General features: G+C 64.8%; 27 protein-coding genes. 6 read left to right on the top strand and 21 right to left on the bottom strand.

Going from position 1 to position 22,905, the window contains the following annotated elements; all coding sequences use genetic code 11:
* Positions 1-11: 11 nt before the first annotated feature.
* The 14 genes from istB to BFL43_RS02135 all read right to left on the bottom strand — a co-directional run bounded on the left by istB (position 12) and on the right by BFL43_RS02135 (position 8,320).
* Complete coding sequence (istB, locus tag BFL43_RS02195) at positions 12-776, bottom strand: IS21-like element helper ATPase IstB (protein WP_084889766.1); 765 nt, start codon at positions 774-776, stop codon at positions 12-14.
* Positions 773-2,290, bottom strand: coding sequence for an IS21 family transposase (istA, locus tag BFL43_RS02190; protein WP_084889768.1), 1,518 nt, complete (start codon positions 2,288-2,290; stop codon positions 773-775). The genes istB and istA overlap by 4 nt, the downstream gene beginning before the upstream one ends.
* 707 nt (positions 2,291-2,997) lie before the next feature.
* Positions 2,998-3,363 carry a capsid cement protein gene (locus BFL43_RS02185; RefSeq protein ID WP_084890370.1) on the bottom strand — a complete coding sequence of 122 codons (366 nt, stop codon included), beginning with the start codon at positions 3,361-3,363 and terminating at the stop codon, positions 2,998-3,000.
* 13 nt (positions 3,364-3,376) lie between these two features.
* Positions 3,377-3,556, bottom strand: coding sequence for a hypothetical protein (locus BFL43_RS02180; protein WP_084890367.1), 180 nt, complete (start codon positions 3,554-3,556; stop codon positions 3,377-3,379).
* Complete coding sequence (locus BFL43_RS02175; protein ID WP_084890365.1) at positions 3,556-4,455, bottom strand: major capsid protein; 900 nt, start codon at positions 4,453-4,455, stop codon at positions 3,556-3,558. The genes BFL43_RS02180 and BFL43_RS02175 overlap by 1 nt, the downstream gene beginning before the upstream one ends.
* 14 nt (positions 4,456-4,469) lie before the next feature.
* Entirely contained in the window at positions 4,470-4,871 is a 402-nt protein-coding gene (locus BFL43_RS02170) for a helix-turn-helix domain-containing protein (protein WP_084890362.1), read from the bottom strand.
* Positions 4,864-5,124, bottom strand: coding sequence for a hypothetical protein (locus tag BFL43_RS02165; RefSeq protein ID WP_084890360.1), 261 nt, complete (start codon positions 5,122-5,124; stop codon positions 4,864-4,866). Before BFL43_RS02165 ends, BFL43_RS02170 begins: the two co-directional genes overlap by 8 nt.
* Positions 5,117-5,299 (bottom strand): hypothetical protein, encoded by a 183-nt coding sequence (locus BFL43_RS02160; RefSeq protein WP_084890358.1) that lies wholly within the window; start codon positions 5,297-5,299, stop codon positions 5,117-5,119. The genes BFL43_RS02165 and BFL43_RS02160 overlap by 8 nt, the downstream gene beginning before the upstream one ends.
* 2 nt (positions 5,300-5,301) lie before the next feature.
* Complete coding sequence (locus BFL43_RS28790) at positions 5,302-5,466, bottom strand: hypothetical protein (RefSeq protein WP_168176505.1); 165 nt, start codon at positions 5,464-5,466, stop codon at positions 5,302-5,304.
* A gap of 61 nt (positions 5,467-5,527) precedes the next feature.
* A complete protein-coding gene (locus tag BFL43_RS02155; protein WP_084890356.1) occupies positions 5,528-5,800 on the bottom strand; it encodes a hypothetical protein in 273 nt (90 codons plus the stop codon).
* A gap of 169 nt (positions 5,801-5,969) precedes the next feature.
* Positions 5,970-7,313, bottom strand: coding sequence for an AAA family ATPase (locus BFL43_RS02150; RefSeq protein ID WP_084890354.1), 1,344 nt, complete (start codon positions 7,311-7,313; stop codon positions 5,970-5,972).
* 73 nt (positions 7,314-7,386) lie between these two features.
* Positions 7,387-7,668: a hypothetical protein gene (locus BFL43_RS02145; protein WP_084890352.1), complete on the bottom strand. Its 282-nt coding sequence runs from the start codon at positions 7,666-7,668 to the stop codon at positions 7,387-7,389.
* On the bottom strand, positions 7,665-8,000 hold the full coding sequence (locus BFL43_RS02140) for a hypothetical protein (protein WP_084890350.1): 336 nt from the start codon (positions 7,998-8,000) through the stop codon (positions 7,665-7,667). The genes BFL43_RS02145 and BFL43_RS02140 overlap by 4 nt, the downstream gene beginning before the upstream one ends.
* A gap of 113 nt (positions 8,001-8,113) precedes the next feature.
* The gene (locus BFL43_RS02135) at positions 8,114-8,320 is read right to left on the bottom strand and encodes a helix-turn-helix domain-containing protein (RefSeq protein ID WP_084890348.1); all 207 of its coding nucleotides are present in this window, start codon (positions 8,318-8,320) and stop codon (positions 8,114-8,116) included.
* Positions 8,321-8,852: 532 nt separating this feature from the next.
* Here BFL43_RS02135 and BFL43_RS29250 point away from each other — a divergent pair.
* On the top strand, positions 8,853-8,993 hold the full coding sequence (locus tag BFL43_RS29250) for a hypothetical protein (protein WP_240498004.1): 141 nt from the start codon (positions 8,853-8,855) through the stop codon (positions 8,991-8,993).
* Complete coding sequence (locus BFL43_RS02125) at positions 8,977-10,134, top strand: site-specific integrase (RefSeq protein ID WP_084890342.1); 1,158 nt, start codon at positions 8,977-8,979, stop codon at positions 10,132-10,134. Before BFL43_RS29250 ends, BFL43_RS02125 begins: the two co-directional genes overlap by 17 nt.
* A gap of 41 nt (positions 10,135-10,175) precedes the next feature.
* Here BFL43_RS02125 and glnA read toward each other — a convergent pair whose 3' ends face one another.
* Positions 10,176-11,609, bottom strand: a complete 1,434-nt coding sequence (gene glnA / locus BFL43_RS02120; RefSeq protein ID WP_084835269.1) for a type I glutamate--ammonia ligase — start codon at positions 11,607-11,609, stop codon at positions 10,176-10,178.
* 255 nt (positions 11,610-11,864) lie between these two features.
* Here glnA and BFL43_RS02115 point away from each other — a divergent pair, with 255 nt between their 5' ends.
* Positions 11,865-12,332: an RDD family protein gene (locus BFL43_RS02115; protein WP_084890340.1), complete on the top strand. Its 468-nt coding sequence runs from the start codon at positions 11,865-11,867 to the stop codon at positions 12,330-12,332.
* A gap of 93 nt (positions 12,333-12,425) precedes the next feature.
* Here the strand turns inward: BFL43_RS02115 and BFL43_RS02110 are convergent, their stop codons facing one another.
* The 6 genes from BFL43_RS02110 to BFL43_RS02085 all read right to left on the bottom strand — a co-directional run bounded on the left by BFL43_RS02110 (position 12,426) and on the right by BFL43_RS02085 (position 19,372).
* Positions 12,426-13,163 carry a DUF4191 domain-containing protein gene (locus BFL43_RS02110; protein WP_084890337.1) on the bottom strand — a complete coding sequence of 246 codons (738 nt, stop codon included), beginning with the start codon at positions 13,161-13,163 and terminating at the stop codon, positions 12,426-12,428.
* Positions 13,164-13,248: 85 nt separating this feature from the next.
* Positions 13,249-14,301, bottom strand: a complete 1,053-nt coding sequence (gene lipA / locus BFL43_RS02105; RefSeq protein ID WP_084890336.1) for a lipoyl synthase — start codon at positions 14,299-14,301, stop codon at positions 13,249-13,251.
* Positions 14,298-15,038: a lipoyl(octanoyl) transferase LipB gene (gene lipB, locus BFL43_RS02100; RefSeq protein ID WP_143695030.1), complete on the bottom strand. Its 741-nt coding sequence runs from the start codon at positions 15,036-15,038 to the stop codon at positions 14,298-14,300. The genes lipA and lipB overlap by 4 nt, the downstream gene beginning before the upstream one ends.
* The gene (locus tag BFL43_RS02095; protein WP_084890331.1) at positions 15,038-15,931 is read right to left on the bottom strand and encodes a TIGR01777 family oxidoreductase; all 894 of its coding nucleotides are present in this window, start codon (positions 15,929-15,931) and stop codon (positions 15,038-15,040) included. The genes lipB and BFL43_RS02095 overlap by 1 nt, the downstream gene beginning before the upstream one ends.
* Positions 15,932-15,934: 3 nt before the next feature.
* Positions 15,935-17,716 carry a 2-oxoglutarate dehydrogenase, E2 component, dihydrolipoamide succinyltransferase gene (gene sucB / locus BFL43_RS02090; RefSeq protein ID WP_084890371.1) on the bottom strand — a complete coding sequence of 594 codons (1,782 nt, stop codon included), beginning with the start codon at positions 17,714-17,716 and terminating at the stop codon, positions 15,935-15,937.
* Between the two features lie 135 nt (positions 17,717-17,851).
* A complete protein-coding gene (locus tag BFL43_RS02085; protein WP_084890328.1) occupies positions 17,852-19,372 on the bottom strand; it encodes a leucyl aminopeptidase in 1,521 nt (506 codons plus the stop codon).
* Positions 19,373-19,505: 133 nt separating this feature from the next.
* Here BFL43_RS02085 and gcvT point away from each other — a divergent pair, with 133 nt between their 5' ends.
* The 3 genes from gcvT to BFL43_RS02070 all read left to right on the top strand — a co-directional run.
* A complete protein-coding gene (gene gcvT / locus BFL43_RS02080; protein WP_084890326.1) occupies positions 19,506-20,624 on the top strand; it encodes a glycine cleavage system aminomethyltransferase GcvT in 1,119 nt (372 codons plus the stop codon).
* A gap of 54 nt (positions 20,625-20,678) precedes the next feature.
* On the top strand, positions 20,679-21,782 hold the full coding sequence (locus BFL43_RS02075; protein WP_084890323.1) for a branched-chain amino acid aminotransferase: 1,104 nt from the start codon (positions 20,679-20,681) through the stop codon (positions 21,780-21,782).
* A 140-nt stretch (positions 21,783-21,922) separates the two neighbouring features.
* Positions 21,923-22,905 (top strand): DUF222 domain-containing protein (locus BFL43_RS02070; protein ID WP_143695266.1); only part of this gene is annotated, 983 nt, incomplete at its 3' end.

Here is a 22,905-nt window from a genome sequence, read left to right as displayed (position 1 = left end):
TCCGAGGGTGGTCAGTTCAAGGCTTTGACCCCCTGTCCGTGCAGGGCTTGTGCGAGGCGGACTGAGTCTCCGCTGGTCTGGCAGAGGTGTGCGTGGTGGAGCAGTCGGTCCACGGTGGCGGTCGCCAACGTTTTGGGCATCAACTCATCGAACCCGCTGGGATGCAGGTTCGACGAGACCGCGACCGATCGGCGTTCGTAGGCTGCTTCCACGATCCGGTAGAGCCCCTCGGCAGCGTCGGCGCCGACCGGGAGGAGCCCGACGTCATCGACAATGATGAGCTCGGCGCGGACGATCTTGGCGACGGCTTTGCCCAAAGAATCATCAGCACGATGGGCACGTACGAGTACCCCGAGCTGTTCGAGGGTGAACCAAGCCACCGGCATACCTGCTTCAATAACATTGTGTCCCAATGCTTCGAGGAAAAATGTCTTCCCCGTCCCAGCTGGCCCGCACACGACCAGGTTCTCCCGCCGCCCCACCCATTCCAGGGTGCGCAGCGCGTGCTGGGTGGGCAGTGGGATCGAGGAGGCATTCTCGTCCCACACATCGAAGGTTTTGCCGGTCGGAAACCGTGCGGCTTTGCGGCGGGTGGTGAGCATCGACCGGGCTCGACCAGCGGCTTCTTCAGTCAGCAACGCTTTGATGACCTCGGCCGGATCCCAGCGTTGTGAGCGGGCGGTGGCCAACACGTCGCCGGCGACCGCCCGTGCGTGGGGAAGCCGCAGTTGGCGCATCAACTGCTCCACCTCGGCCGGCAGCGTCGGGGTACTCATGCGATGTCCTCGTCGTTTACGTGAGAATTGTTGAGGCCGAACGAGTTCCATCCGGTTGTTCCTTGAGCCAAGGAGGTGTCTTCGGAGGCTTGGTGGCGAGTCGGGTCCATTCCTTTGCTGGCGAGGATCGAGTCGAGGTCGCCGGTGGCGAACCGGCCGTGCACCGCGGCGTGACCCAATGCCCAATCCACATCCGGGCGGCTACTCAGGGTCGAAAGGTCCACGGCGTGGGTCATCTTCTGAAAGATCCGTTCGGTCCCGACGGCGGCGGCTTCTTTGAGCCACACCACCGCGCCCTCTCCGATCGCCAGGAAAGCGTGCTCAGCAGCGCTACGAGCGCGGATCCGGTAGTCACCGGGGATCTTGCCGGGCTGATCCGGGAAGTGGGCGTCATCGATTGCGGGGGTGCCGCGGGTGGTGCGGCGGTGCCGGGCCACTTCGACCGGGCCACCGCCGTCGAGGGCGCAGATGATGACCTCATCGGTACCCGGGTGGTGGCGCACCCACACACTGTGTCCCAATAATGTTGACGGGATGGAATATTGGCCGTGCTCGAAAGTGATCATCGGAGTGTTGTCCGGTACTTTGCGGGTCACCCCCAGGCCCGCGGTGTGCGGCAGATCGGGCACCGCATGGAGCTGGGTGCGTTCGATCTCGAGCATCTCGGCCGGTACCCGGCCGGTGGCCCTGTGGACCCGGTTGTTGACAAGCGTCATGAACTCGCCGCACGCGGTCTCGACGTCGACGAAACTCGCGTACTCGCCTAGCAGGTTCGTCTCGGTCGGCACGATGTCGGCTTTAGCGAGTTTGACGGCGTTCTCCACCCCGCCTTTGGAGGCCGGGTCGGCCGGCTCACACGTCAGGACGGAGATGCCGTAGTAGCGGCCGAAGGTCACCGCATGACGGTTGCGGACCGGAACCCCCGCCACGTGCCCGGTCGTGACCGTTTTCTCGTTGTCGGTCAGCAGGTACGTCGGAGCGCCGCCGACGATGCGAAATACACGGTCGAGGCCGGCGAACACGCTCGGCCCGGTCCGGTCGTGCAGGGCGATGACGATCCGAAAGCGGCACCACGCCAACCACGCGACCAGCAGCACCACCTTTCGGCCGTTCACGATCGGGCCGTCACCGAAGTCGTACTGCAGCCACAATCCGGGTTCGGTGACCCACGGTCGGTGCACTCGCGTATTGCCCAGGCGCCATTGAGCTTTGATCTCCGCCAGTGCCCGGCGGGTGGTGCGTTCGTTGCCGGTGTACCCCAACGCGGCCAAGCGTTCGTGGGCTTTGTCGCCGCGGATCTTGCCGTGCGAATCCTGCACCCACTTCTCCAGGTTCGGGGTGAAGTCGTCGATCAGTCGGGCCCGGCGAACCTGCGGCGGCAGGCCGGCATCGCGGTCCTCGACCGCCTTCTTGACCGTGTGATGCGAGCACCCGCAAAGTTCGGCTGCCGCGCGATACGACCCAGTCAGATCGTAGGCATTGAGTATTTCCATGAGTTCTCCGTCAGACTTCAATGTGGTCTCTCCCGGGTGATTCGAATCGACTAGGCATCGACATCGAACCTCGGGAGAGGCCCCCACGGCGCAGACGCGCCGCACTGGGATCAACAGGACTGGGCAGATTCATGGCCGGCAACGGGCACATTCGTGCCCGCCAGTGAGCAGTTCTTATTGGCCGTCAGTGGGCACTTTCATGTCCGCCTACGGGCAGTTTTTCATGTCCGCCGACAGAGCTTCGCCCACGTCGCCAAGCTCGCGGCACCGACTCGCTTGCCAAGCATGAGGCAGACCCTCAGAAGAGACGCAACCGGAACGTCGTCGTCGAGAACCTTCGTCCGAAGTGCCTTCATCAACTCGTCTTCATCGCGCACCGAGTCACCATACGGGCTCGGTCGCCGTTTGGTGGAAAATCAGTAGACGCGAGCGGGCCCGAAGAGCCGTACCTGACCTGCTCAGATCCGATTTCGCACGTAGGTTTCAGGGCCCGCGTAAAAAAGACCTGACCCTCGACCGAAGGGGTCAGGTGTTGGGGGGTCGAATGATCAGACCCGGGTGCCACAGCGAAGATCCCCGCCACGGTAGGAGCGTGACGGGGACCTTATGTGCGCTGGCACGGCACCTGTCGGTCGGGTGTGAAAGCACCCGTGGTGACCGTCTCGCCGTGCCATCCATTCCCTGGTCGGCGACGAACGTAGCCGGGGGTGAGGTTGACGCAGGTCTTGTTAGAGCAATGCGATCTCGGCGAGTGCGCCGGAGCCCGCACCGGTGACTGCGATACCGACGACTGCGCCAGTTGTGGCGGTAGTGACCTTGCCGTCGGCAGAGACTTGAACATCGACACCTGCACTTATTGATGCGGAGGTCTGTACGCGGACGATGCCGCCGCGTGCCACGGTGAGCGGCTCACCGCTGACTGCGTCATGGGTCGCTACTCCGAGGGGCCGTACGCCGGCCGCGCCGTGAGCGACGGCGATGTTGCCGCCCGATCGGTTGGCACTGACTGCGACAAACCGGTGGGCGGCGATGGTGCCGGTGGCTACTGCGGTGACGTCTTGGCCTGGTGCGTAGACGCGAGTGGGTGTTGGCATGATGCGGTCTCCTTCAGAGCTTCCAGGTGGTGGGGTCGAACGAGGGTGTGGGGTCGAGGACAGGCTCGAGCTTGGCCATGATCTGCGCGGTCGATGCGTTGGCTCTGACGTTGCGGATCCACTTGCGGCGGTTGCGGGGACTGATCCGTCCTTCTGCGATGGCCTTCTCGACCAGCTCCTCGGCGTTCGCCATCAGGCGGTCCCGATGCCGGTGATCTTGCGGACTGCGCCGGGCTTGTTGACAGCGAACGCGGGGACGGCGAACGACTGGAACCAGGTGGATCGGGTGGCGCGCTCGTCATACTTTTCGGTTGTGAGTGCACGCTCGAATCCGATCTTCCCTGCCTTGCCCTTCTCGACCATGTACGCGGTGCCGCGCGGTACAAGGGTGGAAGTCTTGACGGTGTCGATGCCGGCGGCCTTGAGTACGCCTTCGAGGGATTCGCCGTAGATCGAAGTCAGTTCGAACTCCTGCCACGGGTTCAGCAGCAAGCCGTTGAGCTTGCCGACACCCAGGTCGTCGAGCCGGGTGAGGAGGTTGGCCTGAGCGAAGTCGCGGGGCGGTCGCTGCTGGTTGGGGGTCAGGTCTGCTTCGGGTCCGACTGTGATGACGTCAGCCCACTCTGTTGCTGCGGTGACTCCTGCGATCGAGTGCTTGGTCAGTGCTGCGTCAATGGCTGCGATGGCGCGTTCGTCGATCTTGCGGGCCAGGGTGTTGCCTGCCTGAGTCATTTTGGTGGAGAGGGCGAGCCGGTCGTTGCGGTCCTGCTCTTCGTCGAGGAGCTGAAACTTTGAGCCGTAGTCGGCGACGACTGCGAGGTCGGTGGTCAGGTCACCGGATACGACGGGGTACTCGGCGCCGGGTGCGCGGAGCTCGACGTCACCGCTCTGGAAGTTGCCACCCTTGAGCAGCACCGTGAAGTTGATGCCGCCACCTTCGACTTTGCCGGGGCCGGTGGAGAAGAACAGGTCGGCGACGAGCTGATCGGCGGCGACCTTCGCGACGACGTCGTTGATCTTGGAGGGGTAGTTGACCATCTGGCTGACGGTCAGTTGGTTGTTAACCAGGCTGGGCACCAATGGGTTCGCCATCAGGTCTCCTTGTCTCAGAGTTTGCCGGCTGCCCGGCGGGCGGCGCGGTGTGCTGCGACTTCGTCTGTCGGAATGAACCATCGCCCTGACGAGAATGTCGCGGCGATCCGGTGGGTCCGAATCAGGTACCGCACTCCTGCGTTGCTCAGCCCGAGTTGCTGGGCTGCGGTGCTGACGTCGAACATCGAATCTGGTTGTGACATTAGAAGATCGACCACATCAAACTCATCCATCCTCACGGAGTCGTGAGTACCGCTGTGAGTCAGTAGGTTTCGGCGTATCTCCTCGAGACGAGGTGATAGTCGAGCGCCCTGGCGGTCGGCGAGTTTGGCCAATTCGTCGAGGGCGACGACGAGATCCTTGGCGACCTGCTCGCTGACCAGGACACCGGAAGCCGGGGCGATCTCCTCAGTCATCTGTGAGCCCGCGTTCGGCGATCTCCATCAGCAGACCGCCGATGCGTTGTTCGGCGTCGTCGGTGGCGATGAGCGCGGTGAGGCCGGCCAGCTGGTAGATCAACTCGACAGGTCGGGCGTTGTCGACTGTGGCCTCGAGGATCGCGACCATGCCGTCGTTGTCTTTGCGGATCGCGGCGAGGATGAGCGCAGCGGCATTCCGGAGGTCCTCGGGTGTCGGTGCGAGGTCGGTGTACTCGACGTCGTCAGGCATTGTCGGTCTCCACTTCTGGTACGGGCTCGGCTTTTCGGCGTGCTGCTGCTCGGGCTTTGGCGCGGTGAGTGGGCCATCGGTCACCGCTTACAGGTGGTTGGCCGGGGCCGCTCTTCTTCTTCATGTCGGCGAGTTTCTTGGCGATGGGATCGAATTTCAGTGCTGTGGTGTTCATTGCTATCGGGTCCTTTCGGTGGCGTCGACGAGTTGGTTGGCGAGGTCGAGGGCTTCTGCGATCGTCATGGCGAAGTGGTCGCCGCCGAGACGTAGACGGATGGGGCGTGCATCAGAGTCGGCGCGGAGGGTGACATGAGCGCGGACTGATGCGACGCAGCGCCTCACCGGACGGTCACCGCCTGAGGTGGTACCGCGAGCCGAGTGTCGATGAGCGCTGGTGTTTGTGTCATAGCTCGTCTCTCAGAGCCTCGGCGCGGCCTTCGATGGACAGGGTGCTGCTGCGGACGATGCGACCCAGCCATCCGGGTAGTTCCTCGGCAGGGACGATCGAGAAGCCGAACAGGAACCCGAGGACGGTTCGGGTTGTGCCGGTCTCGTCGGATTGGATGAGTATCGCCTCGGCCTCGTAGTAGCGCTGATCGCTGCACACCGCGTAGACGGTCTCGACTTCGCGGCCGTGGTGACTGGTAACGCGGATGGTCTTCCATGCGGCGGTCATTGAGTGCGTTGTCCTTCCTGATGGTTTGGGGGAGTGAAGCAGCAGGTCCGAGGTGTGCGGTGCAGTGCGTTAACAGATACGCACTGACGCACTGACGCACTCGTTTCCGCCAGTGTGTTGACGCGGTCGCAACGCACTGCGACGCACTGACGCACTCGTTGTTGAGTTGTCATATGAGCGCCTCGTTCTCGGCGGCCACGGCGTAGAGCTTCGCGTTGCGGGCGCCCTCGATCATGTCCAGACGCCCAGTGATCCTGAGGTGCTCGACGGCCTCGCGGATCCGCTTCTGAGTGACCTCGAGGCCACGTTCCTTCGCGACGGCATACGAACGCTGCTCGATGGATCGGCCACTGAGGCGGTCATCAGATCGGCCGACCACTTCGACCACGACGTCGGCGGCCAGGGTCAGCGCCGCGTCGCGTCTGGATCCGCCGGCCACAATGGACAGTCGGCGGGTGGGTACGTCGTAGGACAGGCGTTGTTCCGGCTCGGCGACGTCGCGGCCCAGCGCCGAGAAGTAGCGGGCGGCGAACGGGTCGTCGACCTTCTCAGCGGCGAGCTTCCACAGCGCGTCGGGCCAGTCCATCAACCGGCTGTCGCCGCGGGCCCGTTCGTTGCTGTGGCCGGCGTGGTGCACAACGATTGCCTCGGTGGCACCGGCGTCGGCGAGCAGCTCGTCGAACGCGACGAGGAACCTGCCGGCGTCCTTGTCCTCGGACAGGCCGAGGGCATCGAGCACCGGCCGTAGGCAGTCGAGGATGACGACCGCTGTGCCGCAGTCAGACAGCATCGCCGCCCATTCACGACGCACCCGGGCGTCGAGGATGTTGAATCGCGACACGTGCCCGCGCAGTGTGACGACGTTCAGACGGTCAGTGTTGACGATGCCCTGATCTGACAGCCAGCGGCGGTGCTGCGGCCGGGACAGTTCGTCGTCGATGACGGTGACTTTGCCGTCGGGTAGTTCGACGTCGTATTCGCCGAGGAATGGGTCGCCGTCGACCAGGGAGCGTTGCAGGTTGCCGACGAGGGTGGACTTTCCGGTCTTGCGTGGTGCGTAAAGCAGCGCCCGGCCGCCGGCGGGAAGCACTAGTCCGATGCGGTAGTGGACGGGGTCATCGGGCTCGAGGAGTAGCGCGGTGAGGGTCGAGACCTTCGGCAGTGGTTGATCGTCGGCCCGGTCCGCTGACAGCAGCGCCGCGGCCAGCTCGCGTCCGAGGCCTCGGCGGTATTCGTCGAACGCTTGCTCGGCAACCTTGGCGGGCGGGAACTCGCCGTCGTTCACGGCGCGCAGTCGTTCGGCGAAGGCTGCGGCTTCGGTCGACTGGTCGAACTGGCGGGCCGCGAGCATCACGGCGAGCCGGGTCTCGAGCTTCTCGCAACTGGGGTCGTCGTTGAGTTTGTCGAAAAGCATTTCGACGAACGGCCGGAGTTTGTCCGCATGTCCGACTGCGACACCGTTGTGTTCTGCGGCCGTGGCTACGCCTGCGGGCGTAGCCTTGTCGTGAGGCATTGGTGATTGCCTTCCTTTCGACGAGCGCCCCCGGTCTCGGGTGACCGGGGGCTTCTCGTTTCCTCGGTGCCTTTCAGGCGATTCGTTCGAGCGCGTCGACCGCCCGCTGTAGGTAGGTCAGGAGCTGTTTCGATTCGGCCAAAGACAGGCTCGCCTCCGCCTCGGTTTGCCCTGCTCGGATGCACAGGCTGATGTCAATCACGTTGTCGGACAGCGTGTCATCGGTGTAGCAGGGCATGACGACCACCGTGTTCGATCGGCTCTCTGTGACGATCTCGTCCTGCCGCCAGTGCTCGCCGCCGCAGGGGTCCGTGCCGTCGCACCATTCGAAGACGGGGCACCGCGTGTCGCTCATCGGGGCACCTCGGCGATCGGCATCGGTGCGCGCTGGTGCCATTCGAGGGCCAGCGTCCACTCTTCGTCGGAGACGGTGTCGAGGTGGCGTTGGAGGCCGGCTGCTGCGCGCATGTGGACGGCCAGGCCGCGGACGTCGAAGCGTTCCGGGTCGTGCCCCTCGGCGCGCAGATCCTTGATCACCCGGAACATGTCGGCGACGTCGGCGAAGCACTCGGGCTCGGGGAGTCCTTGGGTGTCGGCCCAGTGGTCGCGCTGCAGATCGTCGAGGTCGGTGGTCAACTGTCTGGTCGACAGGTTGTGGATGTTGTCGGTGGGTCGGGCTATCGTCATGGTTGTTCTCATTCCTTGATCGGGGTTGGGACGTTTGCCCTCGGGCCGGCTGCAACCGGTGCCGGGGGCGTTTTCATATGCCGAGCGAGTCCGCTCGGCCGGCTGTTGAGTCATCACGCAGCGCCGCCGCGAGTGGTCGCAAGCTCCTGCTCAGAGAGCCAGCGTTCGACTTCACTGCGCCGGTAGACAACGCGACGGCCAGCGCGGAACGACTTCGGGCCTTCGTTCGCGTTCCGCCAGTACCGGAGGGTGCCCTCGGTGAGGAATGGCCAACGCTGGGCAACCTGCTTCGTGGTCAGAAATTCTTCGTGGGGGGTCATGGCCGCTCCAATTGTCAGAGTGTGTTGGTAGGTGAACGCATTTCGACAGTAATGCCGTTTTGTGTTTACTGTCAACAACCGCTCGTGTCACTATGGGCGGGTGGCAGACGAGGAAAGACCAGACGGACCCGAGCAAGATGACCTCCGTTTCGCGGAGAACATGGCAGCCATACGCGAATCGCGCGGGTTGAGCCAGGCTGACCTAGTTCGCATCTTGAAGAAGCAGGGTTGGCAGTCGATTTATCAGACGACCATTTCTCGAATTGAGAAGGGAGAGAGGCCCGTTCGATACGGGGAGGCTCGCGCGATTGCTCGAGCGCTAGGAGTCCACGTCGAGCGGTTTCTCCTCGGCCCCGAGGAGACTCGACTAGCTGGTCGCCTCAGCTGGGCACGCGCTCAACTCGACGAACAGCATCGCCGGATCAGAGAGAACTCGACGGCATGGTGGGCGGCGCGAGCACACCTCGAGAACGTGGTCGATGAGGCTCGCACGGCTGGTGTTGAGCCGACGCCACCCTTCGAGGACGAGGACATGTCGATAATTCCTGTGAGTGTCGCCGACGAACTGGCGGTTGCGTTGGAGATGCTCGACACGCGAACTCCGGAAGCCGCGGCCAAGCTCGGAAAGTTCTACTACGAGAGTGAGCGTCGAGCCCGTGACTCAGAGACGTAACCGACGCGCCGGCGTCGAGGATCGCTGGAAGAAGGCTGACGGAACACCCAGCGCGAAAGCCGGTGTCGGCAGCCGCTGGCGTGCCCGATACGTCGACGAAAGCGGTCAAGAGCACGAGCGCTTGTTCGCCCGAAAAGCTGACGCGCAGAGCTGGATTGATGGTCAAACGGCGTCCGTGGTCGGCGGTAATCATGTCGCGCCAAGGCACGCGGGAATGAGGTTCGAGGACTGGGCTGCGCTGTGGATCGCCGGGTACGAGGTCAACCGGACGAGCACCGTGCGGATGGCCCGGTCACATATCAAGCGACTCAACGCCGAGTTCGGTCAGATGGCGCTGCGGGACATCAAGCCGTCGACGGTCAAGGTGTGGCTCGCGAAGCTCGACAAGGTCGAAGGGCTGGCACCGGGCACCGTGCGAGCGCTCTATTCGCGGCTGCGGCACATTCTCGATGACGCGGTCTACGACGGGTACCTCGGCAAGAATCCGTGCTCGAAACGAATCTCACCGCCAGCAGCGAAGCAGCGCGTGTTCTGCCCATCGACCGAACAGGTCTGGCAGCTCTACGACCTCATGCCCGCGCACCTGAGGGTGTCGGTACTCCTGGGCGCGTTCGCTGGCCTCCGCATCTCTGAGGCCGTCGCGCTGCGACTCGACGACGTCGACTTCACCAGGGGAGTAGTCCACCCGCATGTGCAGTGGGGAATTGACGGAGTGCTGCCACTCAAGACCGAAGGCTCAGAGGCTCCGGTACCGGTGCCGCGCGAACTGACGCTACTGCTGTCGTCATCGGTCCAGCAATGGCCCGGGCAGACCCTCGTGACGAACGGGGCCGGCGGAAGCATCGGACCGTGGCTGATCGATCGAGCAATCCGTGAGGTGCGCGGCCAGGTCGACGGCGCTCCCGACGACTTCCATTTCCACGATCTGCGGCACTACCTCGCGTCGCTGCTCATCGCTTCGGGCGCCGACATCAAGACTGTCCAGGCTCGCCTACGGCACAACTCGGCGAAGACCACGCTCGACGTTTACGGCCACCTGTGGCCGGATGCAGACGAGTCCACCCGCTCGGCGATCAGCGCTGTGATCAGTGAGCGGGTGGACTCGGTGAAACCTACTGCGGGCTATCTGCGGGCTGACTGACCCGGTCGAGGTGATCGACGCAGGTCAGCAGCCCAAACAGATCACACGTCGTAGTAGAGCGAGAACTCGTACGGGTGCGGACGGATCTGCACCGGCTCGATTTCGTTCTCACGCTTGAACGAGATCCAGGTCTCGATCAGGTCCTCGGTGAACACGCCACCCTCGGTCAGGTATTCGTGATCCTCTTCGAGGCGGTCGATGACCGCGCCGAGTGACGTGGGGGCCTGCGGGATGCCCTTGGCTTCCTCGGGCGGGAGCTCGTAGAGGTCCTTGTCGACGGGCTCGTGCGGCTCGATCTTGTTCTTGATGCCGTCCAGGCCGGCCATCATCATCGCGGCGAACGCCAGGTACGGGTTGCCCGAGCTGTCCGGGCAACGGAACTCGAGGCGCTTGGCCTTCGGGTTGTTGCCGGTGATCGGGATACGCACGCAGGCGCTGCGGTTGCGCTGGCTGTAGACCAGGTTGATGGGTGCCTCGTAGCCGGGCACCAGACGCTTGTAGGAGTTCACCGTCGGGTTCGTGAACGCCAGCAGCGACGGCGCGTGGTGCAGGATGCCGCCGATGTAGTGGCGGGCCAGATCCGACAGACCCGCGTAGCCGGCCTCATCGTGGAAGAGCGGCTTGCCGTCTTTCCACAGCGACTGGTGGGCGTGCATGCCCGAGCCGTTGTCACCGAAGAGCGGCTTGGGCATGAAGGTGACGGTCTTGCCGTTCTGCCATGCGGTGTTCTTCACGATGTACTTGAACAGCTGAACGTCGTCGGCTGCGTGCAGCAAGGTGTTGAACTTGTAGTTGATCTCGGCCTGTCCGGCGGTGCCGACCTCGTGGTGGCCGCGTTCGAGGATGAATCCTGCGGTCTGCAGGTTGGTCGAGATCTCGTCACGCAGGTCCACGTAGTGGTCGTACGGGGCGACCGGGAAGTAGCCACCTTTTTGACGGACCTTGTAGCCGAGGTTCGGGCTGCCGTCCGGGTTGGTCTGCGAGCCGGTGTTCCACCAGCCCGACTCCGACTCGACCCGGTAATGGGTCTCGTTGATCTCGGAACTGAACGAGACGGAGTCGAAGATGTAGAACTCGGCTTCGGCACCGAAGAAGCAGGTGTCGGCGATGCCGGTGCTGGCCAGGTAGTCCTCGGCCTTGCGCGCGATGTTGCGCGGGTCGCGGCTGTAGGCCTCGCGGGTGAACGGGTCGTGCACGAAGAAGGTGACGTTCATCGTCTTCGCCTTGCGGAAAGGATCGATGCGCGCGGTCGCGGGGTCGGGCAGCAGCATCATGTCCGACTCGTCGATCGACTGGAATCCACGGACAGACGATCCGTCGAATGCCAGGCCGTCTTCGAAGACGCTCTCGTCGAACGCCGATGCGGGGATCGAGAAGTGCTGCATCACTCCCGGGAGATCACAGAACCGGATGTCGACGTATTCGACTCCCTCGGCCTTGATGCCCTCGAGCAGTTCTTCCTTTGAGTTGTACACCTGCGGGTGGCTCCTTCACTTGTGCCCAATTGCTGCCAGCACCCCATGTTGATGGATGTTGCAAGGCCTGGCGATTGTCCTTCTCCACTCTAGAGTGGAGGATCATCAACGCTGACCGTATTGACGCCAGGTTGCTGGCCAGATACTTCGGTGTTTCGCCTGTGTTACGTACGCAAATCGCCAAGGCAACGATTGTGAGATCGCGCACGAGGAGATCGCAGCGTCTCACTCTGTGCGACACCTATCATTGACGGCATGGGAAGAATCACCGGATCGTGGCTGTCAGGTCCTCAGGCGGCGCTGCAAGACGGTGCCGACGTCGGCGAGTACCGCGGAGAGAAACTCGGTCTGCCCGAATCCGGCGCAGGCGCGCTGGCCTCGTCCTGGCACCGCTGTCTCGGACTCCTCGCGGACTGGTTGATGTGCGGCGGCATCTCGCTGCTTTTCGTTCAGGATCTGCAGTCGTCGTCTCTGTCGACGGTCGTGTTGGGCGTCTGGTTCATCATCGGCGTCGGTACCGTCACCATCTTCGGCTTCACGCCGGGACAATTTCTCACGGGTATGCGTGTCGCCCGCGTGGACGGGGGAGAGAGGGTCGGGTTCGTGCGGGCATTGATTCGCCAGGCACTGATCGTCTTCCTGGTGCCACCGCTGATCAACGATCAGGACGGTCGTGGCATGCACGACCGGGCGACCGGAACCGCACTCATCCGCACCCGCTGATTCTCGGCACAGACAAAACCACCCGTTCCGGTCAAAGCCACCAGTTTCGAACTGGTGGGTTTAACCAAAACGGGTGGTTTTGTGGTTCAGGCTCTAACGCCGACGTGCGGTGCGCTGAATGTTGCGCATCTTCGCGCCCGCAGGCATCGGGCCCTTCGGCATACCAGCGCCGGGGCCCTTGCCGCCGAGGGCCGCGAGCCGCGACTCGAGGCTGTCGATGCGAGCCTTGTTGATGTTGTTCGGCAGCTTGCTCAGGTGCCGTTCGAGCTTCTTGAGGGGCACCTGTCCCTCGTCGTTACCGACGATCACGTCGTAGATCGGGGTGTCGCCGACCACGCGAGCAATCTTCTTCTTCTCCTGCGCGAGCAGCGTCTTGACCCTGTGAGGGGATCCTTCGCCGACGAGGATCACGCCGGGCTTGCCGATCACGCGGTGCACCGCATCGAGGTGGGTGGTGCCCGAGACGGCCTGCTTCACCCGCCACTGACCGCGCATGTTGTCCAACGCCCAGGCGGCGGCGCCGGCCTGACCTTCGGCCTTGGTGAACACCGTCTTCTGAACCCGGCGACCGAAGATGATGAACGCGATCAGCACACCGAGGACGATGCCGAGCGGGAGAACGAACACCAGTGAGCCGGTCAGCAGACCGATCAACACCGCGAGCCCGGTGAGCAAGACGATCGACCCGATCATCAGCGGCAGAAGCAGCTTGTCTTCCTTGCGCTGCATCTGGAATGCCTGCCACAGCTGTTTGCGGCGGGCGCGCGACGCCTCTTTACGAGCGGCTTTCGCAGCCGCCTTTGCCTCTTTGCTCGCCTTTGCCTTCGCCATGTGTCCAGGATACTGGCCCACCTCAAGGCCTCGGCAGGCCGTGCCAGGTTGGGTCAGCGAATGGCGTGCGGTCTCCGGCGGATGCTCAGCGAGCCAGGCGAGCCATCAGCGACGAAGCCTCCTGAGAGGCGTCACCGCCGTCGGTCAGATGAGACATCGACTCGGGGAGTTCACGCCCGTGATGAGCCATCGCCTGTGCGTACAGACGTCCTGCTCGGTAGGACGATCGCACCAGCGGACCGGCCATGACGCCGGCGAATCCGAGATCCTCGGCGAACTTCGAATGCTCGACGAACTCTTCGGGCTTGACCCAGCGGTCCACGGGATGGTGCCGCGGCGACGGACGCAGGTACTGCGTGATGGTCAGGATGTCGCAACCGGCCTCGTGCAGGTCCGTCATCGCTTCGCGAACCTCGTCCGGGGTCTCGCCCATACCGAGGATCAGGTTCGACTTGGTGACGAGTCCGTAATCGCGAGCAGCGGTGATGACGTCGAGACTGCGCTGATACCGAAATGCGGGGCGGATCCGCTTGAAGATGCGCGGTACGGTCTCGACGTTGTGGGCCAGCACCTCGGGCCTGGACGCGAATACCTCCGCGAGCTGTTCCGGGTTGGCGTTGAAGTCGGGGATCAGCAACTCGACGCCGGTGGTCGGGTTGAGCTCCTTGATGTACCGGACGGTCTCCGCGTAGAGCCAGGCTCCACCGTCGGCCAGGTCGTCGCGGGCGACGCCGGTGACGGTCGAATAGCGCAGGCCCATGGTCGCGACACTCTCGGCAACCCGGCGCGGCTCGTCACGGTCGAGGTCCTCGGGTTTTCCGGTGTCGATCTGGCAGAAGTCGCACCGTCGGGTGCACTGTTCGCCGCCGATGAGGAAGGTGGCCTCGCGGTCTTCCCAGCACTCGTAGATGTTCGGGCAACCCGCCTCTTCACATACCGTGTGCAGGCCCTCGCTCTTGACCAAGGCCTTGAGCTCGGTGAACTCCGGCCCCATCGTCGCGCGCGTCTTGATCCACGACGGCTTCCGCTCGATCGGCGTTTCCGCGTTGCGGGCCTCGAGGCGGAGCAGTTTGCGCCCATTGGGGCCGACCGACCCCGGGGCGCTGGACTGGGTGGGTTTGTCTTGCTGAACGGTCACTGGATCAACCCTACGCCCGTACCACCGGCCGCGACGATCTGCGGCGTTTCGACCGGAGGTGGTTGATGTTCTGTGACTTCAAGTGTGCCGTCGAGCGCATCCGAGATGGCTTGGCCGAGCAGCGGACGCACGTCCGCGACCGTTATTGATCGGCCCAATTCGCCTGTGAGAGAACCGGCCCCGGCATCAGGGATGCCGCACGGGATGATCGAGGTGAAGGCGCTCAGATCCGGGTCGCAGTTCACCGCGATGCCGTGCAAGGCGACGGCCCTGGCGACTCGGATGCCGATCGCACCGATCTTCCGATCCTGCCTCACCCCGTCTCCCAGCACCCATACGCCGGACCGGCCGTCCACGCGGTAGGTGTTCAGACCCAGCTGGTGGGTCACCGTGATCATGGCCTCTTCGAGGCGCCGCACGTAGTCGACCACGTCGACCGGGTGGGCCAGCGCGACGATCGGGTAGGCCACCAGTTGTCCGGGGCCGTGCCACGTGAGTTTTCCGCCGCGATCGACGTCGATCACCGGCGAGCCGTCGGTAGGGCGATCAGCGTCGTCGGTCCGACGCCCGGCGGTGTACACCGCGGGATGTTCGAGCAGCAAGAGCACGTCGTGGTCGAGGACACCGTCGGCGCGCTCGGTGGCCAGACGATGCTGTAGGTCGAAGGTCTCCTGGTAGTCGACCACGCCGAGCCAACGGATCTCGAGCGGCTCGGTGGACAGGCGAGCGCTATGCATCATTCCTCCTTGCCCACGGCATGAGCCAGGGCTGAGTCGAGGGTCGGATGCCGGAACTCGAAACCACTGTCGTTCAACACACCGGGTACAACGTTCTGACCCTGCAATAACATTTCATCGGCCATCTCACCAGCGGCCTTCGACAAGACGATCGCCGGTACGGGCCATGGGGCCGGGCGGTGCACGGCGCGGCCCAATGCTCGGGTGAACTCGGCGTTGGTCACCGACACCGGCCCGCACATGTTGACCGGGCCGGTGATCGGGTGATCCATGACGAACTCGAGCACCCTGACCGCGTCGGGCAGGCTGATCCACGGCAGGTACTGACGACCACTTCCCAGCCGCCCACCCAGACCGACCTTGAACAGCGGGCGCAGTTTGCCGAGCATCCCCCCGGAGCGGGACATCACCGGCGCGGTGCGGATGAGCGCCACCCTCGTCGCACTGGGTGCGCCGCTCAGTGCCGCGGCTTCCCAGTCGATGGTCAGGTCCGCCAGAAATCCGGCGCCCGCAGCATCTGCCTCGGTGACCGCGGTCGATCCGGTATCGCCGTAGTAACCGGTCGCGCTGGAACTGATGAAGGTCGGAACCTCCGCTGTCCGAACGGCTTCTGCCAGTACCTGGGTGGGGATGATCCGGCTGTCCCGCAACTGCTGTTTGACGTGCCCGGACCATCGGCGATCGCCTATCCCGCGTCCGCACAGATTGACGACGACGTCGACGCCGGCCAACGCCGCGGGATCGATCCCGAAAGATTCCGGTTCCCAATGGACCTCGTTCTCTGAGGTCGTGGGTCTGCGAACCAGTCGCAGCACCTGATGGCCGGCCCCGGTGAGACTGTCCACCAGGGCCGTGCCGATCAGGCCAGATGATCCCGCGACGGCGATCCGCATGGGCTACAGGCCCAGGTCCGCCTCAAACGCCGCCTCTTCCAGACGGTGCTTCACGGTGGTCAGGAACCGTCCCGCGTCGGCGCCGTCGATCAGTCGGTGATCGTAGGTCAGCGGCAGGAACGACATCGACCGCACGGCGATCGATTCGGAACCGTCAGCACCGGTGAGTACGACCGGACGCTTCACGATCGCGCCCGTGCCCAGCATCGCCGCCTGCGGCGGGACCAGGATCGGGGTGTCGAACAAAGCGCCCTGACTGCCGATGTTGGTGATCGTGAAGGTGCCACCGGTCAGATCGTCGAGCTTGAGCTTGTTGCTGCGTGCCCGGCTCGCGATGTCGGCGATCGCCCGCGCCAGCCCGGCGATCGACAGATCGTCGGCGTTGTGGATCACGGGGGAGAGCAGACCCTGCTCGGTGTCGACCGCGATACCGAGATGCACCTTGGAGTAGTAGGTGATCTCCTTCGCCTGCTCGTCGATCGACGCGTTGACGTTGGGGTGCGCCTTGAGGGCTTCCACCACGGCCTTCGCGATGAACGGAAGGAACGTCAGATTGACACCTTCGGTCGTCTTGAAGCCTTCCTTCGCCGCCTTGCGCAGGGTCACGATCTTGGTCATGTCGACCTCGAACACCTGCGTGAGCTGCGCGCTCTCCTGCAGCGACTCGCGGGTCTTCTTGGCAGTGATCTGCCGGATCCGGTTGATCTTCTGCGTCGTGCCGACCAGTTGCGCCAGCTCGGGGCTGGGCGCAGCGGGTGCAGACTTCTTCTCTGCCGCAGCCGGTTCCGATGTCGATGGAGCAGGCTCGGCGGGAGCCTTCGCGGCCTCTGCCGCAGCCAGCACGTCCTGCTTACGGATACGCCCGCCGACACCGGTGCCCTTGACGGAGCTCAGGTCGACGTCGTTCTCGGCGGCCAGCTTGCGCACCAGTGGCGTCACGTAGGGGCTGGAGCCGCTGTCGTCCGACTTGGCCGCAGGCGCCGACTCTTTCTTCGGCTCGGCCTTCGCCGGCTCGGGCTTCTTGTCGGGCTCGGGCGTCTCGACCGGTGACAGTTCTTCCTTGGCCTCGGGCTCGGGTTCGGGCTCGGGCTCCGGTTCTGGCTCGGGCTCCGGCTGCGCTTCGGCTTTGGACTCTTCCGGTTCCGACGGTTCGACGGTCGGGGTCGCATCGGCGGAGCCGACCACGGCCAGCCGTCCGCCGACCTCGACGACGTCGTCTTCGGCCGCGATGATCTCGAGCAGCGTGCCGGCAACAGGGGACGGGATCTCGGTGTCGACCTTGTCGGTGGACACCTCGAGGAGGGGCTCGTCGGCATCGACCGAATCGCCGACCTCCTTGAGCCAGCGGGTCACGGTGCCCTCGGTGACGGACTCGCCGAGTTCGGGCATGGTGACGTCGGTGCCATCACCCGAACCGGACGACGAAGGCTTCTTCGGCTCCGGCTCCGCTGCGGGCTCCGGTTCCGCTTCCGGCTCGGCCTGCGCCTCTTCCTCGGCGGGGGCCTCGTCGAAACTGCCTGAGTCGTCGGAGTCATCGGCGGACTCGCCGGCCTCACCGATCTGGGCCAGCTCACCGCCGACCTCTACGACGTCGTCTTCCTGCGCGACGATCTTGGTGAGCACGCCCGAGGTGGGAGCCGGGATTTCGGTGTCGACCTTGTCGGTCGACACCTCCAACAACGGCTCATCGGCCTCGACCGTGTCACCCTCCTGCTTGAGCCACCTGGTGACTGTGCCCTCGGTGACGCTTTCACCCAGGGCGGGCATTTGGACGGAGAAGGCCATCGTTGTCGACTCCTCGATTTCGAGATCCGGTGTGCGGTCTGAGGTCTGGGCCGGGTCGCCGGTATTGGTGACCCGGAGTGGGGGGTGGGGCGCGCCCGGTAGGGCAAACCGCCGGTTCAAACCCTACCTTCCGAGCTAGCCTTCGGCAGCGATCTCCTCCAGCAAGGCGTAGATGGTTCTGACCGGGACGCCGGTGCCACCCTTACCGGTATAGCCCCACGGTCCTCCGGTGTTGAAAGCAGGTCCGGCGATGTCGATGTGCGCCCACTCGACGCCGTCCGCGACGAACTCACGGAGATAGATCCCGGCCGACAACATGCCACCCCAGCGGTGGTTGGTGACGTTGGCCAGATCGGCCACTCGGGAGTCCAGGTCGGAGCGCAGCTCATCGGGAAACGGCATCGGCCAACCCGATTCACCCTCGGCCTGCGAAATCGCCGCGACGCGGTCGCGGAACTCGTCGGTACCCATCACCCCGGGGGTGCGGGTTCCGAGGGCCACCATCTGTGCTCCGGTCAGCGTCGCGGTGTCGATCAGGTAGTCGGGGTCGTCCTCGCAGGCGCGCACGATGGCGTCGGCAAGGATCAGCCTGCCCTCGGCGTCTGTGTTGATGACCTCGACCGTCTTGCCGCCGTACTGGGTCAGCACGTCGCCGGGCCGTTGCGCCGTGCTCGACGGCATGTTCTCGGCCATCGGCACCGTTGCGATCACGGTGACCCCGACATTGAGCTCGGCCGCCAGGATCGCGGTCGCGATGACCGCGGCGGCGCCGCCCATGTCCGAGGTCATGTTCTCCATCCCGGCCGCGGGCTTGATCGAGATACCACCGGTGTCGAAGGTGATGCCCTTGCCGACGAGCGCGACGGTCTTCGCCTTGCGGCCGCCGCTGTGGGTCAACCGGACCAGCCGCGGCGGGCGCGAGGAACCTTTTCCGACACCGATGATGCCGCCGTATCCACCCTTCTCGAGGGCGACCTCGTCGAGGATCTCGACCTTGAGTCCGGCTGCCGACCCGAGGGCCTTGGCACGGTTCGCGAACTCGTCGGGATACAGGTGGCTCGGTGGGGTGTTGACGAAGTCGCGGGCGGTGGCGACTGCGCGGGCGATGGCCTCTGCCCGTTCGAGAACTGCTTTCGTCTCCTTGTCCGCCGCGGGGACCAGCAGGCGGACAGCGCCGAGGGGGGCCTTCTCTGGCGGTGTCGAACGAAACTCGTCGAACCGGTAGGCACCGAGGAAGAATCCTTCGGCGGCGGAGGTCAGATCGGCGGTCGACAGGGTGGTGACGGCGGCGTTCACCCCCGCCAGGCTGCGTGCTGCGACACCGGCCTGCCGTCGGATGTGCTCGGCGTCATCGAGTTTTGCCGGCGCGCCGAGGCCGACGGCGAGAACCGACGTGACGTCGAGGCCGGCAGGTGCGGGCAGCCGGGTCAGCTCTCCGGCGGACCCCTTCGCGCCGACGGCGGCCAGCGCGGAGTCGAGGGCCGAGCCGATGGCGTCGTCGAACAGGCCCTCGCCGATGACCAGGGTCGGCGTCCCGTCACCGTCCGCCTCGTCCGCCGTGGTCAGTCCGATCACCAGGACGTCGTCGCCTTCACCGATGCCGGTGGCCAGCGACAGCTCCGGACCCAGACGACGATTCGCACTCGACTTGCTCACGTTTGTACTCCCACTCGTAGCCGTAGTCATGCCTGCGGGTCAGCTTAGTTGGCTGCCCGGTGGCGCCGGAGGGGTGCGCATCGGCGGCGGCTTCTGACGTCACCGGGGTGCGGGGCGCGATAGCGTTGGCGCCATGAGTGAAGGTGAATTGCTGGCAGGTCCCATCGAGGCGTCGCATCGCGCGCTCGGCGCGAGCTTTGCCGCGTTCGGTGGCTGGAACATGCCCGTGTCGTACGCGGGCACGGTGGCGGAACACACCGCGGTCCGGGAGGCGGTGGGCATCTTCGACGTCAGCCACCTCGGCAAGGCGTCGGTGACAGGCCCGGGCGCCGCCGACTTCGTCAACCGTGCCCTGACCAACGACCTGGGAAAGATCGAGCCCGGCAAGGCGCAATACACGATGTGCACCAACGACTCCGGCGGCGTCATCGACGACCTGATCGCCTACTGGGTGTCGCCGGACGACGTCTTTCTGGTTCCCAACGCCGCGAACACCGCCGCAGTGGTCGCGGCCCTCGCCGCCGTCGCGCCACCGGAGATCGAGGTGACCGACCGACACCGCGACTTCGGGGTCATCGCCGTGCAGGGGCCCAAGGCGGCGCAGGTGCTGGACAGTCTTGGTCTGCCGACCGAGATGGAGTACATGTCGTTCGTCGATGCCGAACTGACGGTGGATGATTCGAAGTATCCGGTCAGGGTGTGCCGCACCGGTTACACCGGCGAACGTGGATACGAGCTGCTCCCGGCCTGGGATGACAGCGCGGGCGTCTTCGACGCATTGCTGACGGCGGTGACCGCCGCCGGTGGACAACCCGCCGGCCTCGGAGCCCGGGACACCCTGCGCACCGAGATGGGCTACCCCCTGCATGGTCATGAACTCTCTGTCGACATCACCCCGGTACAGGCGCGTTGTAGCTGGGCGGTCGGCTGGAAGAAGCCGGAGTTCTTCGGGCGTGATGCACTGCTGGCGGAGAAGGAAGCGGGACCCGCTCGCCGACTGTGGGGGCTCCGCGCCCTCGGCCGCGGCGTTCCCCGAGCCGATCTGGAAGTTCTTTCCGGGGCGGGCGGGGAGCGCATCGGGGTGTGCACATCCGGAACCTTCTCGCCCACGTTGAAGACCGGTATCGCGCTCGCGTTCATCGATTCGGCCGCGGGTGTCGCCAAGGGGGACACGGTGGTGGTCGACGTTCGTGGACGCCCGCTCGAATGCGAAATCGTGTTGCCGCCCTTCGTAACAGGAAGCACCAACTGATCGGCGAACCCCTCGCGTCGCAGGGCGCTGGAGGACGGGCGTTACGATTGGTCAATGACCTTGGAGTTCGTCCGGACCGAGCACCCGCAACCGGTGTCGCAATCGCGCCGTGCCGACATCCTGGAAGCACCGGGATTCGGTAGGCACTTCACCGACCACATGGTCGTGATCGATTACTCCGCAGACAGGGGTTGGCACGACGCGAACGTGGTGCCCTACGGGCCCATCGCGCTCGACCCGTCCGCCATGGTGCTGCATTACGCGCAGGAGATCTTCGAAGGTCTCAAGGCCTACCGTCAATCCGACGGCACCATCGCCTCGTTCCGCCCGGATGCCAACGCCGCACGCCTGCAGCGTTCGGCGCGCAGGCTGGCAATGCCCGAGCTGCCCACCGAGGACTTCATGGCGTCGCTGCGGGCTTTGCTCGAAGTCGACCACGAGTGGGTCCCCGCGGCCGGAGGCGAATCGTCGCTGTATCTGCGACCGTTCATGATCGCGACCGAAGCCGGCCTCGGCGTGCGTCCGGCGAGCGAGTACCGCTATCTGCTGATCGCCTCGCCCGCCGGTGCCTACTTCCCGCGGGGCGTACACCCCGTGAGTGTGTGGCTGTCGACCGAATATGTGCGCGCCGCACCCGGTGGGACCGGCGCGGCCAAGTTCGGCGGCAACTACGCGGCCTCTCTGCTCGCCCAGGCTCAGGCGGCCGACCACGGCTGCGATCAGGTGGTCTGGCTCGACGCCATCGAACGTCGCTTCATTGAAGAGATGGGCGGGATGAACCTGTTCTTCGTCTTCGGCTCCGGTGCCGACGCCAGACTGGTCACGCCCGAGCTGTCGGGTTCGCTGCTGCCGGGCATCACCCGTGAGTCGCTGCTGCAGCTCGCTACGGACGCCGGGTTCGACGTCACCGAGCGCAAGATCAGTGTCGAAGAGCTGCGCAAGGGTGTCGCGTCAGGGGAGATCACCGAGGTGTTCGCCTGCGGGACGGCGGCGGTCATCACCCCGGTCGGGCACGTGAAGGGCGACACCGACGACTACACCATCGCGAACGGGGAGCCGGGCGAGGTGACGATGGCGCTCCGCGACACCCTCACCGGGATCCAGCGCGGTACGTTCGCCGACACCCACGGCTGGATGTCGACTCTGTACGGGAACTGACGCTCGTCGTCTCCGTACCGGAGGGCGGACGGAGACCGGGGAGACGGCTTGTGTCATCTGAACAGATGATCTTGGTCTGGGGTCGCGGTAGGCCTGTTTCGGTGGTTTTGGTGTCGGACCCCTGCCGTAGGTTAGCAAGTATGTTCGAACCGTGGCCGAGTCTGGACCCTTCCATCACCGGGATAACGCCGGCGATGTCGTTGCGGGCCAATGACTTGTTGGCCTCGATCGAGCGGGCGCTGACCGGGCAGGGTTATCTGGAATGGGCCCGCTACGCCTATGCCGCGGAGCTGCACCGCCAGCTCGAAGCCGAAAGCGTTGCTTCTCATGATTTCCTGCAGGACGCGTACGTCCAGGCCGCAGCCCGCCTGGCTCTGGCGAATCGGCTGTCTCAGACGGCAGCGGAAAGTCATCTCACCTGTGCGCTCGCGTTGCGGGACCGGTTGCCGAAGGTGGCACTGGCCCTCAAGCATGGTCTGGTGGCCTGGCATCACATCCCGAAGATCGTCTCTCGCACGGATTTGATCGAAGGCACCGACCATGCTGCCGACATCGACCGCGACATCGCAGAGAGTTTGCGCGGCAAGGGGTCGTGGTCGAGCAAGGCTATGCGGGACATGATCGATGCCACCATCTTCCGGCGCGATCCGGACCTGATCCGCGAAGACCGCAAGGACGCCAAAGACAAGCGTGGAGTCTGGAGCGAGGGTGAGCAGAACGGGATGGGCAGCCTGACTGCGACGTTGTCGGCTGAGCACACGGCGATCATCATGAAGCGGTTGGAGATGTTGGCGAAGTCGACCTGCCGGCGCGATCCGCGCAAGAAGGCTCAGCGGATGTCCGATGCGTTGTTCGCGATCACGATGGGCCGCGAGTTCGCGTGCTTGTGTGATGAGGACGACGAGCATCCCTGTGAAGCGGAGATCTGGCCGCTGGTCAAGACGCAGCAGATTGGTGGGGTCGACGTCAAAATTGTGCTCCATGCGATCGCGAATCAGTCCACGCTCGATGGTGAGGACGACGAGCCCGGCTACCTCGAAGGCCATGGCGTCATTTCCGCCGAACACGCTCGCGACCTCGCCAAGCAGGACTCGACCACAGTCCGGCCCACGGGCAACAAGAC

Source organism: Williamsia sp. 1135, assembly GCF_002095395.1.
Classification (GTDB): domain Bacteria; phylum Actinomycetota; class Actinomycetes; order Mycobacteriales; family Mycobacteriaceae; genus Williamsia.
This window is presented reverse-complemented; position numbering and strand designations above follow the sequence as displayed.